This window comes from Ramlibacter sp., assembly GCF_035554825.1.
Lineage (GTDB): Bacteria > Pseudomonadota > Gammaproteobacteria > Burkholderiales > Burkholderiaceae_C > Ramlibacter.
Map to the genome: position 1 here is coordinate 1 of NZ_DATMHS010000051.1, position 15,203 is coordinate 15,203.

Below are 15,203 nucleotides of genomic sequence, written 5' to 3' on the forward strand. Positions count from 1 at the left end.
CGGCCGTCGAATACACCAGCACCGGCCCCTGGGCCAGCAGCGGCGCGGCCCAGGCCAGCGCCTGCGCCGCGACGTCTTCGCCGGCCGCCACCCGCAGCGGCTCGATCGCGAACGCCGGGCGCCCGGCAGCGAGGAAGGAGCGCACCTGGCGGTTGGTCGCCACCGAGCAGCTGCCCGAGACCACCGCCTGCCGTCCTGCGGCGGGCGGCAGGCGACTGGCCGCTTCGGAGGCGGTGACGCCGAAATTGGCCGGCAGGCCGATCGCGACGCCGGAGCCGGCCGTGACCAGCGGCAGCTGCTTCAACGCCGGCCCGAGCCGCAGCAGGTCGTCGTTGCTCAGGGCGTCGACGACGGCGATCGCCACGCCTTCGGCCAGCAAGGCGTCGATGCGCCGCGCGATCGCCGCGCTCCCCTGCGCCACCGTCCGGTAGTCGATCAGGCCGACCTTGCGCCGGCATTGCGACTGCAACACGCGCACCAGGTTGGCGTCGCGCATCGGCGTGAGCGGATGGTCGCGCATGCCCGATTCGCTGAGCAGCACGTCGCCGACGAACAGGTAGCCCTTGAAGACGGTGCGCTGGTTGTCCGGAAAGGCCGGGGTGGCGATCGTGAACGGGGTTTCCAGCGCGTCCATCAGCGCCTCGGTCACCGGACCGATGTTGCCCTGCGCGGTGCTGTCGAAGGTGGAACAGTACTTGAAGTAGATCTGCCGGGCCCCCTGGCCGCGCAGCCAGCGCAGGGCGGCCAGCGACTGCTGCACGGCTTCGGCCGGCGCGATGGTGCGCGACTTGAGCGCCACCACCACCGCATCGGCGTCCGCCTGCAGCGGCCCGGCCGGCACGCCGATCGTCTGCACCGCCCGCATGCCGCTGCGCACCAGGTTGTTCGCCAGGTCGGTCGCGCCGGTGAAGTCGTCGGCGATGCAACCGAGCATGACCTTCCCACTCATCTCCTGATCTCCAGCTGGACGGCCGCCGGGTTTTCGCGGATGTAGTCGCGCACGACCTGCTCGTAGTCGGTGTCGGCCTGCAGGCCGAGGCCGCGCGCGCGCTCGAACTTCACGTTGCCGGGCCAGGTCTTGACCAGCTTGATGATCGCCGGGTCGGGCGTCCAGTCCAGCAGCGCCGTGCCGGCCTGGCCGGCGACGCGCTCGAGCGCCGCGGCCATCTCGCCGACGGTGGTGCGCAGCGCCGGCAGGTTGACGGCCGTGAGCGGCCCCCACTCGGCGTCGCTCGCCTGCGCGGCGCGGATGATGCCTTCGATGGTGCGCGCCGGCGACGCCAGCGCCACCGACGTTTCGGCGGCGACCGGCACCTGCGCGCGCTGGCCGGCCAGCGGCTCGCGGATCATGCCGGACAGGAAACTCGACGCCGCGCCGTTGGGGCGCCCGGGGCGCACGCTCACCGTCATCAGGCGCACGCTGCGGCCGCGGATGAAGCCCTTGCGGGCGTAATCGGCCACCAGCTGCTCGCCGATGAATTTCTGGATGCCGTAGCTGCCTTGGGGCGTGGGCAGCGTGAAGTCGCCGATCGGCTCGGGCAGCGGTTGGCCCGGCAGGTTGCCGAACACCGCCAGCGAGCTGGAAAAGACGAAGGTCGGCTGGTTGCCCTGCGCGCGGCAGGCGTCGAGCAGGGCCCGCGTCGCATCGAGATTGCTGCGCATGCCCAGGTCGAAGTTCGCCTCGCACTCGCCGCTCACGGCGGCGGCCAGGTGGAACACGGCGTCGGTGCCGGCCGCGGGAATGGTGCGGCTCGCGATCTGCTCGTTGAGATCGCCGCCGGCGAACTTCACACGCGGGTCGCGCGCCAGGTCGTCGGGCGGCGGCGCGCGGTCGGCCAGCGTGATCTCCTCGATCCGGCGCGCGGCGGCGCCGCCCAGGGACAGGCTGCCCTGGGCCAGCAGGGTGCGGGCGAGCCGGGCGCCGAGAAAGCCGCTGCCGCCGGTGATGAGAATCTTCATTGCTTGGGTCCTTCTGGTGTGGTGGTGCCGCCCGCGGTGGCCGAAGGCGGCGGCAGATCGATGCCGGGAAAGATCTTGATGACGGCGCTGTCGTCCTCGCGGCCGAAGCCGGCGCTGGACGCCTGCATGAACATCTGGTGCGCGGTGGCCGACAGCGGCAGCGGAAATTTCGTCGCGCGCGCCGTGTCGAGCACCAGGCCGAGATCCTTGACGAAGATGTCCACGGCCGACAGCGGCGTGTAGTCGCCGGCCAGCACATGCGCCATGCGGTTCTCGAACATCCAGCTGTTGCCGGCGCTGTGGGTGATGACTTCGTAGAGGGCCGCCGGGTCGACCCCTTCGCGCAGCCCGAGGGCCATCGCCTCGGCGGCGGCCGCGATGTGCACGCCGGCCAGCAGCTGGTTGATGATCTTGACCTTGCTGCCGCCGCCGGCCCGCTCGCCGAGCCGGTAGACCTTGGCGGCCATCGCTTCGAGCAGCGTGCCGCACCGCTCGTACGCCGCCGCGCTGCCGGCCGTCATCATCGTGATCTGCCCGGCCTGGGCGCGGGCGGCGCCGCCGGAGATCGGCGCGTCCAGGTAGAGCAGGCCGCGCTCGGCCAGCCGGCCCTCGAGCGCCGCCGACCACGCAGGATCGACCGTGGAACACATCACGAAGACGCTGCCCGGCTGCATGGCGGCCGCGCAGCCGCCTTCGCCGAACAGCAGCTGTTCGGTCTGGGCCGCATTGACCACCACGCTGATGACGACGTCGCAGTCCCGCGCCACTTCGCCCGGCGAGGCGCAGCCGACGCCGCCGTCCGCGGCAAAGGCCTGCACGGCCGGCGCACGGACGTCGAACACATGCACGGTGTGCCCGGCCCGGCGCAGCGAGCGGGCCATGCCGCCGCCCATCGCGCCCAGTCCGATCAGGCCGACGTGGCGCGGCGCCGTCGCGTGAGGAGAGGTCGGATTCATATGGTCATCATACAAGTTGGTCGATCGAAAACCCCGACGCGGTTCATGACGCCGGCCCCTGGACCAGCGGCCCGGCCAGCCGCTCGCCCTGCTGCTGCCAGAACGCCGGGTCGGCGCCCTCGATGCGGCGGATCGCGTTGTCCATGTGGCGCGATGCGGCGGCTCGCGCCTTCGCGGCGTCGCCGGCCTCGATCGCGGTCACCACCGCCGCGTGCTCGCGCCGCACCTGGGCCGCGAAGTCGGCGCGGCGCGCCTCGTTGGCGCGGGTGACGCCGATCGCGCCGCGCATGAACTGCGCCAGGTAATCGAGCGTGCCAATCAGGAACGGGTTGTGGGCCGCCTGGGCGATGGCCCGGTGGAAGGCGAGGTCCTGCTCGACGCCGTCGCCGCCGCTGGCCACCGCCCGATCCAGGGCCGCCACGGTCGCCTGCAGCCGCTCGATGTCGGCCGGCGCCCGGCGCCGGGCGGCGATCGCGGCGGCCTCGGCTTCGAGCCCGCGCCGGACCTCCGCCAACTGCACCACCGCCGCCCGTGACGCCGTGTGGCGTGCATCGAAGTTGAGCGGCGCGTACGGCGGGGCGGCCGTGACGTAGACGCCGCTGCCCTGGCGCGAATGCACGAGGCCGAGCGACTTCAGCCGCGACATCGCTTCGCGCACGACGGTGCGGCTCACCTCGAACTGCTCCACCAGCCGCGCTTCGGGTGGCAGTTTGGCGCCGGCCGCCAGCCGGCCCGCCGCGATCTCGGCGGCCAGCTGGTGCGCGACCTGGTCGGACAGGCGCGCGCCGCTGGTGACGCGGTTGAAGTGGATGGTCATGCTGGGCCGTAGGATACCGGGCCCGGCCAACCGCCCGCAGCGCGCGGACCGCGCGTCAGCCGCGCTCGAACTTGAAGACGGCGGTGCCGGCGCGGACATTGGGCAGCCAGCGCACCTCGCGGCCCTCCTGCAGCCCGAAGGCGTCGAGGATCGCCAGTCGGTTCTTGGTGGCCAGCACCTCGAAGTCCTTGAATGTGCCGACCCGGATGTTGGGCGTGTCGTACCACTGGTACGGCAGGCGCTTGGTCACCGGCATGCGGCCGCGCAGGATGCTCAGCCGGTTGGGCCAGTGCGCGAAATTGGGGAAGGCGACGATGCCGATGCGGCCCACGCGCGCCGTCTCCGCCAGCATGGTCTCGGCATTGCGCAGGTGCTGCAGCGTGTCGACCTGCAGCACCACGTCGAACGAGCCGTCGTCGAAGATCGACAGCCCTTCGTCGAGGTTCAGCTGGATCACGTTGACGCCGCGCTTGGTGCAGGCCAGCACGTTGGCGTCGGCGATCTCGATGCCGTAGCCGCTGCAGCCGCGCTCGCGCTGCAGCCAGTCGAGCATGGCACCGTCGCCGCAGCCGAGATCCAGCACGCGGGCGCCCGGCGGCACCAGCCGCGCGATCGATTCCATGGTGCGGCGGTCGCTCATGGGGCTTGCTCCTGGGCGATGCGGTCGAAGTACGCCCGCACCAGCGCCAGATAGCGCGCATCCTCCAGCAAGAAGGCGTCGTGGCCGTGCGGCGCGTCGATCTCGGCATAGGTGACGTCGCGCCGGTTGTCGAGCAGCGCCTTGACGATTTCGCGGCTGCGCTTGGGCGAGAACCGCCAGTCGGTGCTGAAGCTCACCAGCAGGAATTTCGCGGTCGCGACCGCCAGGGCCCGGGCGAGGTTGCCCCCGTGCCGCAGCGCCGGGTCGAAGTAGTCGAGGGCGCGCGTGATCAGCAGGTAGGTGTTGGCGTCGAAGTACTCGCTGAACTTGTCGCCCTGGTAGCGCAGGTAGCTCTCGATCTGGAACTCGACGTCCTGCAGCGTGTAGTTGTAGGCCCCCGCGCTGCGCCTGGCGCCGTCCGCGGCGGCGGCCGTGTCGCCCGGCGGCGGCGCCGCCCCGGCACGCAGGTCCAGGCCCTCGCGCAATTGGCGCCCGAACTTCGCGTTCATGACGTCGTCGGACAGATACGTGATGTGGCCGATCATCCGGGCGATGCGCAGGCCGCGGCGCGGCACCGCGCCGTGCTCGTAGAAGTGGCCGCCGTGGAAATCCGGGTCGGTGACGATCGCACGGCGCGCGACCTCGTTGAAGGCGATGTTCTCGGCGTTCAGGTTCGGCGCGCTGGCGATCACCACGGCGTGCCGCACCCGCTGCGGATACTGCAGCGTCCACGACAGCGCCTGCATGCCGCCGAGGCTGCCGCCCATCACCGCCGCCAGCGTCCCGATCCCGAGCTGGTCGAGCAGCCGGGCCTGGGCGTTGACCCAGTCCTCCACCGTCACCACCGGAAAATCCGCGCCGTAGATGCGGCCGCTCTCGGGATTCACGTGCATCGGCCCAGTCGAGCCGAAGCACGAGCCGAGGTTGTTGACGCCGATCACGAAGAAGCGGTCGGTGTCCACCGGCTTGCCGGGGCCGATCATGCTGTCCCACCAGCCTTGCGAACGCTCCTGGCCGGCGTAGGTGCCGGCGACATGGTGCGAGGCGTTCAGCGCGTGGCAGATGAGGACCGCATTGCTGCGTTCGGCATTGAGCGTGCCATAGGTCTCGTACGCCAGCGCGTAGTCCCGGATGGACGCGCCGCTCTGCAGGGCCAGCGGCTGGGCGAACGACATCGATTGTGGCGAGACGATCATCGGCGACAGGAGTGCGATGCCCCAGGCCGGCAGCCGTCGTCCCGGTTCGCGGGCGGCGCAGAAAAAACCCGGCGCCGCTACAAGATGCGAGGCCGGGTCGGCGGACGGTCGATCTTTAGCTGGATTTATTGAGCGCCCGCAAGCTGGAGCAAATCGGCGCCCGGCTAGTATAAGTCCAAGGGAGCCCCGGGCCGGCCGGCCCGTCGCGTCCCGCGCCGGAGGCCGCCGTGAGCGAACTGTATGGATCGGACGCCTACGCGCCGCTGGAAGTGGCGCGCCGGGTGGAAACCGTGGGCGTGGCGAAGGCGCGGATGGCGACGCTGCCGCTGGCCATGCTGGGCGTGCTGGCAGGAGCCTTCATCGGGCTGGGGGCCATGCTGTTCGTCATCGTCAAGTCGGACGCGACGCTCGGGTTCGCTGCCGCCCAGATCGGCGGCGGCCTGGTCTTCTCGCTCGGCTTGCTGCTGGTGGTGGTGGCCGGGGCCGAGCTCTTCACCGGCAACAACCTGCTGGCCATGGCCTGGGCCGACGGACGGATCAGCACCGCCGACGTGCTGCGCAACTGGACCATCGTGTGCGCGGCCAACTTCGTGGGCGCCGTCGGCCTCGCCCTCCTGGTCTTCGCCAGCGGCCACGCCGCCATGAACGACGGCGCGGTCGGCCGCACCGTGGTGCGGCTCGCGCTGGCCAAGCAGGCGCTGCCCTGGTGGGAGGCGCTGGCGCGCGGCGTGCTGTGCAACGTGCTGGTGTGCATGGCCGTGTGGATGGCGATGGCCGGGCGCAGCGTGGTCGACAAGGCCGTGGCGGTGATCTTCCCGATCGCGGCCTTCGTCGCCGCCGGTTTCGAGCACAGCATCGCCAACATGTACCTGCTGCCGCTGGCGATGCTGGTGCAGCCCGCCACGGCGCCCGTGCTGGTGACCTGGCCCGGCACGGCGGCCAACCTCGCTTTCGTGATCGCCGGCAACCTGCTGGGCGGCAGCGTGCTGGTAGGGCTGACCTATCACGTGATCTACGGCCGCCGCCCCGCCGCGGCGGCGCCGGAACATCTCGACGGCCGCTGAACGCGGGGGCGGCGTCCCGGCCATGGCCGGCGCGTCGAGTCAGCTGCCCCAGCCGAGCAACGCCCCCGCGCCCAGCACCGCGAAGATCACCGCCGACACCAGGTGCACCACCCGGATCGGCACGCGCTTGGTGACCGCGTCGCCGAACCAGACCACCGGCGCGTTCGCCAGCAGCATGCCCAGCGTGGTGCCGGCGACGACCGGCGCCCAGGTGTTGTACTGCGCCGCCAGCATGACGGTGGCGATCTGCGTCTTGTCGCCCATTTCGGCCAGGAAGAACGCGACCACGGTGGTGCCGAACACGCCCAGCTTCGACCTGTTCCCGTCCCCGGCGCCTTCGTCCAGCTTGTCGGGGATCAGCATCCACGCGGCCATGACGAGGAAAGAGCCGCCGAGCACCCAGCGCAGCACGTCGGGACCCAGCACCGTGGTGACCCAGGCGCCGGCGGCGCCGGCGAGCGCGTGATTGGCCAGTGTCGCGGCGAGGATGCCGGCGATGATGGGCCACGGCTTGCGGAAGCGGGCGGCCAGAACGAGCGACAGCAGCTGCGTCTTGTCGCCCATTTCGGCCAGGGCGACGATGCCGGTGGACACGAGAAAGGATTCCATGGAAATTCCAGGCCGGTGCGTGCACGCTTGACTGCGCCGCATCCCCGGCCGAAACGGAGGCAGCGCAGTCAAAGGTCTCGCCAAGTCCGGAACTACCGCTTGCGCCATGGGGCGACACCCCAAGTCTGTTGACGCAAGCCCCTCTCGGATTCGAAGGGAGGCTACTCCCCGATGACTGCCCGCATTGTACCGGTGCGCCCGCGCGCCCGTTGCTGGCGCGCTTTTTGCTGCGTCACGGTGCATCGGCCCGCCAGAGTGCAATCACGCACCACATCAGGGCAAATCAACGCGCGAGGACCTCATGGAAGCACTCAAACAGGGCTCGGATGCCCTGTTCATCCTGCTGGGCGGCATCATGGTGCTTGCCATGCACGCCGGCTTTGCATTTCTCGAACTGGGCACCGTGCGCAAGAAGAACCAGGTGAATGCGCTGGTCAAGATCCTGGTGGATTTCTCGGTGTCGACCGTCGCCTACTTCACCGTCGGCTACGCCGTGGCCTACGGCACCAGCTTCTTCGTCGGCGCCGAACAGCTGGCGGCGCGCAACGGCTACGAGCTGGTGAAGTTCTTCTTCCTGCTCACGTTCGCCGCGGCCATCCCGGCCATCATCTCCGGCGGCATCGCCGAGCGGGCACGCTTCGGCTCGCAGCTGATCGCCACCGCCGTGATCGTCGGGCTGGTGTATCCGCTGTTCGAAGGCGTCGCCTGGAACCACGCGTTCGGCGTCCAGGCCTGGCTGAAGGGCGCCACCGGCGCGGAGTTCCACGACTTCGCCGGCTCCGTGGTGGTGCATGCGATGGGCGGCTGGCTGGCCCTGCCGGCCGTGCTGCTGCTGGGCGCCCGCAGCAACCGCTACCGCAAGGACGGGGCGATCTCCGCCCACCCGCCGTCCAACATCCCCTTCCTCGCCCTGGGCGCCTGGATCCTGATGGTCGGCTGGTTCGGCTTCAACGTCATGAGCGCCCAGACGATCGACCGGGTTTCGGGGCTGGTGGCCGTCAACTCGCTGATGGCCATGGTCGGCGGCACCCTGGCGGCACTGGCGGTCGGCCGCAACGACCCCGGGTTCGTGCACAACGGGCCGCTGGCCGGGCTGGTCGCCGTCTGCGCCGGTTCCGACGTCATGCACCCGATCGGCGCGCTGGCGGTCGGCGCGATCGCCGGCACCATCTTCGTCACCATGTTCACGCTGACCCAGAACCGCTGGAAGATCGACGACGTGCTGGGCGTCTGGCCGCTGCACGGGCTGTGCGGCGCCTGGGGCGGCATCGCCGCCGGCATCTTCGGCCAGCGCGCGCTGGGCGGACTGGGCGGCGTCAGCCTGCCGGCCCAGCTGGGCGGCACGCTCATCGGCGTGGCCTGGGCGCTGGCTGCCGGGGCCGCCGTCTACGGCGGGCTCAAGCGCCTGCTCGGCCTGCGCCTGTCGCCCGAGGAAGAGCACGAAGGAGCCGACCTGGCGATCCACAAAATCGGCGCGACGCCCGAGCGCGAAGCCACCTGGTGAAGCCTGGCCGGACGGCCTTCGAAAAAGCAGGCACGAATTCCGGGGATGCCCCATAATCGCCGGGTGTCGCGCTCAGCGCGGCACATGGTTTGCGGTGACTGTCGGTTTCGCGTGGTTTGTAGCTTGCGTTGTGACTCCATCGCTTAGTGCGTTTTTTCTCTCGAGGAGTCCATTCATGGGCAACAAACTTTACGTGGGCAACCTGCCCTATTCCTACCGCGACAGCGACATGGAGCAGGCGTTCAGCCAGTACGGCACCGTCTCCAGCGCCAAGGTCATGATGGAGCGCGACACCGGCCGCTCCAAGGGCTTCGGTTTTGTCGAGATGAGCAGCGAGGCGGAAGCCCGCGCCGCCATCGAAGGCATGAACGGTCAGCAGATCGGCGGCCGTGGCCTGGTGGTCAACGAAGCCCGTCCGATGGAGCCGCGTGCGCCCCGTTCCGGCGGCTTCGGTGGCGGCGGTGGCGGCGGTGGCGGCGGCTACGGCGGCGGTGGCCGCAGCGGCGGTGGCGGCTACGGCGGCGGCCGCAGCTACTGAGCTGGACATTGGGGGCCGACCGGACCCCAACAGCACCCAAAGGGCCTACGGGCCCTTTTTCCGTTGCGCTGCAATTAAGGGTTTTCGACGAGATGGAAGCCCCCGGGGGGTCTGCACGGGCGCCGAAATCCTGTCCATAATGGAAAAGCGTGCCCTCGCGGGCCCGCAAGGATTGCGGTGAACAGGTCACTTATCGCTTCGCTCGGGTTGAAGTGGAATGCGTTTTCGGGACTCCATCGCTCAAGTCATCGTCTTTTCAGGAGCCCCGATCAATGGGCAATAAACTCTACGTGGGCAACCTGCCCTATTCCGTCCGCGACAGCGACCTCGAACAGGCGTTCAGCCAGTTCGGCGCAGTGACCAGCGCCAAGGTGATGATGGAGCGCGACACCGGCCGCTCGAAGGGCTTCGGCTTCGTCGAAATGGGCAGTGATGCCGAAGCGCAGGCGGCGATCAACGGCATGAACGGCCAGCCCCTCGGCGGCCGCAGCGTGGTCGTCAACGAAGCGCGTCCGATGGAGTCGCGTCCCCGCACCGGCGGTTACGGCGGCGGCGGCGGTGGCTACGGTGGGAGTGGCGGCGGCTACGGTGGCGGTGGCGGTGGCGGTGGCGGTGGCGGCTATGGTGGTGGTGGCGGATACGGCGGCGGTGGCGGCCGGCGCGAAGGCGGCGGTGGCGGCGGCGGTCGTGAAGGCGGCGGCTACGGCGGCCGCGGCGGCAACGACGGCGGCTTCCGCAGCCCCTACGGCTCCGGCCCGCGCGGCGGCGGCAACCGCGGCGGCAACAGCGGCTACTGAACGGCGGCAGTTCCAACCGAAGGCTCCTGCGGGAGCCTTTTTGCCGTCCGCTATTCGCCCCGCCGCCGCTTGCGCGGCGCGCCCGCGAAGGCGCGGTCCAGCAGCGCGTTCGGCAGCACGCGCAGCAGCTTGGCCACGACCGCCATCTGCCAGGGAATGACGCGGTAGCTCGCGCCGGCGTCGATGGTGCGGAAGGCCTGCTCGGCGAAGTCCGCAGCACTCATCAGAAACGGCATCGGAAAGCGGTTGCCGGCGGTCATGGGCGTTGCGATGTAGCCGGGGCAGATCGTCACCACCTTGACGCCGGTGGCCCGCAACTCGCCGCGCAGGCTCTCGCAATAGGAAATCGCCGCCGCCTTGCTGGCGCAGTACGCGCCCTGGCCCGGCAGGCCGCGGATGCCGGCGACGCTGGCAATGCCGACCAGCGTGCCGGAGCGCCGCCGCGCCATCGGCCCGACGAAAGGATGGAAGGTCGCGGCCAGGCCGACGTTGTTGGTCGCGAACGTGCGCGCCATCACCTCGAGATCCTCGCCCATCGCCGTGTCCATGCCGATGCTGATGCCGGCATTGGCGATCACCACCTGCGGCACTCCCTGCCGTTCAATGCAGGCCGCCGCGGCCGCCACGATGCTGTCGGTCTGCGCCACGTCGGCCTGGTAGACGGCATAGCGCTCCGGCGGCAGTCCCTGGGCGGCGGCCCACGCTTCGATCGCCTGCGCGCGCCGCGCCACCAGCGCCAGGCGCCACCCCGCCTGGTGGTAGCGCCAGGCGAGCGCCTGGCCGATGCCGCTGGAAGCGCCGGTGATGAAGACGAGCCGGTCTATGGCTGCACTCCGCGTGGCGCGAGCACGCCGTGCACCCGCCCGCCCAGCACCAGCACCCGGTTCAGGTTGTCGTAGTCCAGGCTGTCGCCGGTGAAGCGGTCGTTGCCGCGCTTGAGTTCGACCGGCTTGTTCGAGACCACGCGTTCCGTGTCGAGGAAGGCGTGCAGGAATTCGCCGCGGAACTCCAGCGTGGGCGCCGCCGGGGCCGTGCCGGCCGGCGCCCGCGTCACGACGGCATCGCCGAACAACTGCAGTTCGGAGCCATCGGCATTCGTCAGCGCCCGCTGGGCCGTGGCGACGGTCACTTCGCCCCGCTCGTTGATGGCGCGGATGCGCGGCTGGTCGACCTCGAGCGTGTCGGTATCGGGGAAATGCCGCGCCTCCCGGCCGTGCACTTCGCTCTTGAGCCGGCCGGCCGGATCGAAGGTCTTGACCGAGAAGCCGCGCATGAAGGAATCGGGGTCATGGGTCAGCGGCCGCGGCGGCTCGGCGACGCCGAGCGTCGGCGTGTTGCGGGCGAGCCAGTAGGTGCCCAGGGCGATGACGCCCATCAGGATGATCGGCAGGTAGACCGACATCCGGTCCCAGCCGCCGCGCACCAGCGCCCAGCCGCCCCGGCCCGCCATGGCGGTGCTCATCGCGCCGGCGCGCTGCTCATGCCGCGTCCTCCAGCAGCCCCGCATAGCGGCCGCCGGCCACCAGCAGCAGGTCGCAGAACTCGCGGGCCGCGCCGGCGCCGCCGGCCGCCCGGGTGACGTACTGCACCGCCGCCCGCACTTCGACATGGGCGTTGGGCGGCGCGCAGGAGAAGGCACAGCGGGTGAGCACCGGCAGGTCCGGCCAGTCGTCGCCGATGCCGGCCGCGTGCGACCAGTCCAGCCGCAGCGCCCGCAGCGTCTCCTCGGCGGCGGCCAGCTTGGCTTCGGTGCCGTAGTGGACATGGGTCACGCCCAGCGCCTGCAGGCGATGCCGCAGCGGCGCCGAGTCGCGGCCGGTGATGACCGCCGGCGTGATGCCGGCGCGCTGCAGCAGCTTCAGCCCGTACCCGTCGAGGATCGAAAAGCGCTTGAGCGTCTCGCCGGCCTCGGTGAAATAGACGCCGCCGTCGGTCAGCACGCCGTCGACGTCGAAAAACGCCACGCGCACGCCCTGGGCCGCCAGCAGCAGTTCGGGGGCGAAGTTCAGTGCCGGCGCCGCCATCAGATCACCTTGGCCCGCATCAGGTCGTTGCTGTTCACCGCGCCGGTCAGCCGGTCCTCGGCGTCGACCACCAGCACGCTGGTGATGCGGTGCTGCTCCATCAGTTCGGCGGCGTCGACCGCCAGCGCGTCGTCGCGGATGATCCTGGGCTTGGGGTGCATGACGTCGCGCGCGGTGAGGCGGCGCAGATCGATGCCCTTCTCCACCAGCCGGCGCAGGTCGCCGTCGGTGAAGATGCCCAGCACCCGCCCTTCGGCGTCGACGACGGCCGACGCGCCCAGCCCCTTGTCGCTCATTTCGCGCATCAGGTCGGAAAAGCCGGTGTCGGGACCGACGCGCGGCACGGCATGGCCGGTGCGCATGACGTCGGCCAGGTGCGTCAGCAGCTTGCGCCCCAGGGCGCCGCCCGGGTGCGACCGCGCGAAGTCCTCGGCCCGGAAGCCGCGCGCGTCCAGCAGCGCCACCGCCAGCGCGTCGCCGAGCGCGAGCTGGGCGGTGGTGCTGGCGGTCGGCGCCAGGTTCAGCGGGCAGGCTTCCTTGGCGACCCCGCTGTCGAGCACGATGTCCGCATGCACCGCCAGCGTCGACTGCAGGCCGCCGGTCATCGCGACGATGGCCACGTCCAGGCGCTTGAGCACCGGCAGGATGGCCGTGATCTCGTCGCTCTCGCCGCCGTTGGAGATCACCAGCACCAGGTCCTTGCCGGTGATCATGCCCAGGTCGCCGTGGCTGGCCTCGGCCGGATGCACGAACAGCGCCGGCGTGCCGGTGGAGGCCAGCGTGGCCGCGACCTTGCGTCCGACATGGCCGCTCTTGCCCATGCCCATCACCACCACCCGGCCGTCGATGGCGAGGATGCGCTCGACGGCCTGTGTGAAGGCCAGCCCGGTGCGCGCCTTCAGACCCAGCACTGCGGCCGCTTCGATGTCCAAGGTCTCGTGCGCGAGGCGCAATGCCTGCGCCGGGTCGAAGGAGTGCGCTTCGCCTCGGGCAGTGGCGCGCGCGTTGTCGGGGCCGGAAACCATGGCGGGATTCTACGAGTTGCCCCGGCGCGCGGGCCGGATGGCACAAGGTAGCATCGAACCATGGGCGCCCTCGAACTGACACTGCTGTATCTGCTGGCCGCGGTGCTGGGGGTGGTGGTCAGCCGCTCGCTGAAGCTGCCGCCGATGCTCGGCTACCTGGCCGTCGGCGTCGTGATCGGCCCCAACGCGCTGGCGCTGGCCGAGAACTCTTCGGCGGTGCGGCACCTCGGCGAATACGGGGTCGTGTTCCTGATGTTCGTCATTGGCCTGGAATTCAACCTGCACAAGCTGCGCGCCATGCGCGGCCACGTGTTCGGACTGGGCCAGGCGCAGGTGCTGCTGACGGTGGCCCTCGCCACCACCGGTTCGCTGCTGCTGTCGCTGCTGGCGCCGGCGGCATGGCGCATGGAGTGGCGCACCGCGCTGGCGCTGTCCGGCGCCGTGGCCATGAGCAGCACGGCGATCGTCGTGAAACTGCTGGCCGAGCGGCTGGAGCTGGAGAGCGAGCACGGCAAGCGGGTGATCGGCGTGCTGTTGTTCCAGGACCTGGCCGTGGTGCCCTTGCTGGTCCTGATCCCGGCGCTGGGCAGCCCGCCCGAAACGCTGCTGCGGGCGCTCGCCGTCGCCGGCCTCAAGGCGGCCGCCCTGATCGCCGTCCTGCTGATGGGCGGCCAGCGGGTGATGCGCTGGTGGCTGACGCTGGTGGCGCGGCGCAAGAGCGAGGAGCTGTTCGTGCTGAACCTGCTGCTGGTGACGCTGGGCCTGGCCTGGCTCACCGAGCTGGCGGGCCTGTCGCTGGCGCTGGGCGCGTTCATCGCCGGCATGCTGATTTCCGAGACCGAATACAAGCACCAGGTGGAAACCGACATCAGGCCCTTCCACGATGTGCTGCTCGGCCTGTTCTTCATCACCATCGGCATGCTGCTGGACTGGCGGATCGTGGCCCAGCACTGGGGCCTGGTGCTGGTGCTGGTGACGCTCCCGGTGCTCTTCAAGCTGGTGATCGTGACCGTGCTGGCGCGCCTGTTCGGGGCCTCGGACGGCGTTTCGCTGCGCACCGGCCTGTACCTGGCGCAGGCCGGCGAGTTCGGCTTCGTGCTGCTCACGCTGGCCCAGCAACACCAGCTGGTGCCGCCGCAGCTGCTCAATCCGATCCTCGCGAGCATGGTGCTGTCGATGCTGGCGACGCCCTTCATCATCATGCACACGAACACCATCGTGATGAAGCTGGTGGCCAGCGAATGGCTGCAGCAGTCGCTGCAGATGACCGCGATCGCCCGCCGTTCGATCAACGCCAACCGCCACGTGATCATCTGCGGCTACGGGCGCAGCGGCCAGAACCTGGGCCGGTTGCTGGAACGCGAAAGGATTCCCTACATCGCGCTGGACCTCGACCCCGACCGGGTGCGCCAGGCCAGCGCCGCCGGCGAGTCGGTGGTCTTCGGCGACGCCGCCCGGCTGCAGGCGCTGATCGCGGCCGGCCTGGCCCGGGCCAGCGCCGTGGTCGTCACCTATCTGGACGTGCCCGGGGCGCTCAAGGTGCTGACCAACGTGCGCAGCCACGCCGCCCAGGTGCCGGTGATCGTGCGCACGCAGGACGACTTCCAGCTGGCCGAGCTGCAGGCCGCCGGCGCCGCCGAAGTCGTGCCGGAGGCGATGGAGGGTTCGCTGATGCTGGCCAGCCACACGCTGGCATTGGTCGGCGTGCCGCTGCGGCGCGTGATCCGGATCGTGCAGGAGCAGCGCGATGCCCGCTACAGCCTGCTGCGCGGCTACTTCCGCGGCGCCGACGAAGACAGCACCGAACTGGAGCACGAGCGGCTGGCCACGGTGACGCTGTCCCTGGGCGCCGCCGCGCTGGGGCGCGCGCTCAGCCAGCTGGCACTGCCGGCCCTGGGCGTGCGGGTGGTCAGTCTGCGGCGGGGCAACGGCAGCAAGCTCGATCCCGAGACCGATCCCCACCTGGAAGATGGCGACACGCTGGTGCTGTCGGGACGGCCGGAGCCGCTGGCGATGGCCGAGGAAAAGTTGCTGACGGGTCAGGCCTGACCGGCACGGCGCGCCGGCCGGCGTC

General features: G+C 70.6%; 16 protein-coding genes and 1 riboswitch. Of the genes, 5 read left to right on the forward strand and 11 right to left on the reverse strand.

Annotated elements, in window-relative coordinates; translation table 11 throughout:
- The 6 genes from otnK to metX all read right to left on the reverse strand — a co-directional run.
- Positions 1 to 949: 3-oxo-tetronate kinase (gene otnK, locus VNT59_RS05575; protein WP_325497332.1), on the reverse strand; the 949-nt coding region annotated here is incomplete at its 3' end.
- Positions 946 to 1,959, reverse strand: coding sequence for a D-erythronate dehydrogenase (denD, locus tag VNT59_RS05580; protein WP_325497333.1), 1,014 nt, complete (start codon positions 1,957 to 1,959; stop codon positions 946 to 948). The genes denD and otnK, both read right to left, overlap by 4 nt.
- Positions 1,956 to 2,915 (reverse strand): L-threonate dehydrogenase, encoded by a 960-nt coding sequence (ltnD, locus tag VNT59_RS05585; protein WP_325497334.1) that lies wholly within the window; start codon positions 2,913 to 2,915, stop codon positions 1,956 to 1,958. The genes denD and ltnD overlap by 4 nt, the downstream gene beginning before the upstream one ends.
- Positions 2,916 to 2,958: 43 nt before the next feature.
- Positions 2,959 to 3,732, reverse strand: coding sequence for a FadR/GntR family transcriptional regulator (locus tag VNT59_RS05590; RefSeq protein ID WP_325497335.1), 774 nt, complete (start codon positions 3,730 to 3,732; stop codon positions 2,959 to 2,961).
- A 55-nt stretch (positions 3,733 to 3,787) separates the two neighbouring features.
- Positions 3,788 to 4,372: a methionine biosynthesis protein MetW gene (gene metW / locus VNT59_RS05595; RefSeq protein WP_325497336.1), complete on the reverse strand. Its 585-nt coding sequence runs from the start codon at positions 4,370 to 4,372 to the stop codon at positions 3,788 to 3,790.
- On the reverse strand, positions 4,369 to 5,568 hold the full coding sequence (metX, locus tag VNT59_RS05600) for a homoserine O-acetyltransferase MetX (protein ID WP_325497337.1): 1,200 nt from the start codon (positions 5,566 to 5,568) through the stop codon (positions 4,369 to 4,371). The genes metW and metX overlap by 4 nt, the downstream gene beginning before the upstream one ends.
- A 227-nt stretch (positions 5,569 to 5,795) precedes the next feature.
- Here metX and VNT59_RS05605 point away from each other — a divergent pair, with 227 nt between their 5' ends.
- The gene (locus VNT59_RS05605; protein WP_325497338.1) at positions 5,796 to 6,632 is read left to right on the forward strand and encodes a formate/nitrite transporter family protein; all 837 of its coding nucleotides are present in this window, start codon (positions 5,796 to 5,798) and stop codon (positions 6,630 to 6,632) included.
- Positions 6,633 to 6,671: 39 nt separating this feature from the next.
- Here the strand turns inward: VNT59_RS05605 and VNT59_RS05610 are convergent, their stop codons facing one another.
- Entirely contained in the window at positions 6,672 to 7,241 is a 570-nt protein-coding gene (locus tag VNT59_RS05610) for a TMEM165/GDT1 family protein (protein ID WP_325497339.1), read from the reverse strand.
- Positions 7,242 to 7,423: riboswitch (yybP-ykoY riboswitch) on the reverse strand.
- A gap of 119 nt (positions 7,424 to 7,542) precedes the next feature.
- On the opposite strand from VNT59_RS05610, the gene VNT59_RS05615 reads away from it, so the two are divergent.
- The 3 genes from VNT59_RS05615 to VNT59_RS05625 all read left to right on the forward strand — a co-directional run bounded on the left by VNT59_RS05615 (position 7,543) and on the right by VNT59_RS05625 (position 10,080).
- Positions 7,543 to 8,745 carry an ammonium transporter gene (locus VNT59_RS05615; protein WP_325497340.1) on the forward strand — a complete coding sequence of 401 codons (1,203 nt, stop codon included), beginning with the start codon at positions 7,543 to 7,545 and terminating at the stop codon, positions 8,743 to 8,745.
- 175 nt (positions 8,746 to 8,920) lie between these two features.
- A complete protein-coding gene (locus VNT59_RS05620; protein ID WP_325497341.1) occupies positions 8,921 to 9,283 on the forward strand; it encodes an RNA-binding protein in 363 nt (120 codons plus the stop codon).
- Between the two features lie 272 nt (positions 9,284 to 9,555).
- Positions 9,556 to 10,080, forward strand: a complete 525-nt coding sequence (locus VNT59_RS05625; protein WP_325497342.1) for an RNA-binding protein — start codon at positions 9,556 to 9,558, stop codon at positions 10,078 to 10,080.
- Between the two features lie 50 nt (positions 10,081 to 10,130).
- Here the strand turns inward: VNT59_RS05625 and VNT59_RS05630 are convergent, their stop codons facing one another.
- The 4 genes from VNT59_RS05630 to VNT59_RS05645 are packed head-to-tail and all read right to left on the reverse strand — an operon-like array spanning position 10,131 to position 13,129.
- Entirely contained in the window at positions 10,131 to 10,904 is a 774-nt protein-coding gene (locus tag VNT59_RS05630) for an SDR family oxidoreductase (RefSeq protein WP_325497369.1), read from the reverse strand.
- A complete protein-coding gene (gene lptC, locus VNT59_RS05635) occupies positions 10,901 to 11,542 on the reverse strand; it encodes an LPS export ABC transporter periplasmic protein LptC (protein WP_325497343.1) in 642 nt (213 codons plus the stop codon). The genes VNT59_RS05630 and lptC overlap by 4 nt, the downstream gene beginning before the upstream one ends.
- Before the next feature lie 16 nt (positions 11,543 to 11,558).
- Positions 11,559 to 12,104 carry a 3-deoxy-D-manno-octulosonate 8-phosphate phosphatase gene (locus tag VNT59_RS05640; RefSeq protein WP_325497344.1) on the reverse strand — a complete coding sequence of 182 codons (546 nt, stop codon included), beginning with the start codon at positions 12,102 to 12,104 and terminating at the stop codon, positions 11,559 to 11,561.
- On the reverse strand, positions 12,104 to 13,129 hold the full coding sequence (locus VNT59_RS05645) for a KpsF/GutQ family sugar-phosphate isomerase (RefSeq protein ID WP_325497345.1): 1,026 nt from the start codon (positions 13,127 to 13,129) through the stop codon (positions 12,104 to 12,106). Before VNT59_RS05645 ends, VNT59_RS05640 begins: the two co-directional genes overlap by 1 nt.
- A 60-nt stretch (positions 13,130 to 13,189) precedes the next feature.
- On the opposite strand from VNT59_RS05645, the gene VNT59_RS05650 reads away from it, so the two are divergent.
- Complete coding sequence (locus VNT59_RS05650) at positions 13,190 to 15,178, forward strand: monovalent cation:proton antiporter-2 (CPA2) family protein (RefSeq protein ID WP_325497346.1); 1,989 nt, start codon at positions 13,190 to 13,192, stop codon at positions 15,176 to 15,178.
- The last annotated feature ends 25 nt before the right edge of the window (positions 15,179 to 15,203 follow it).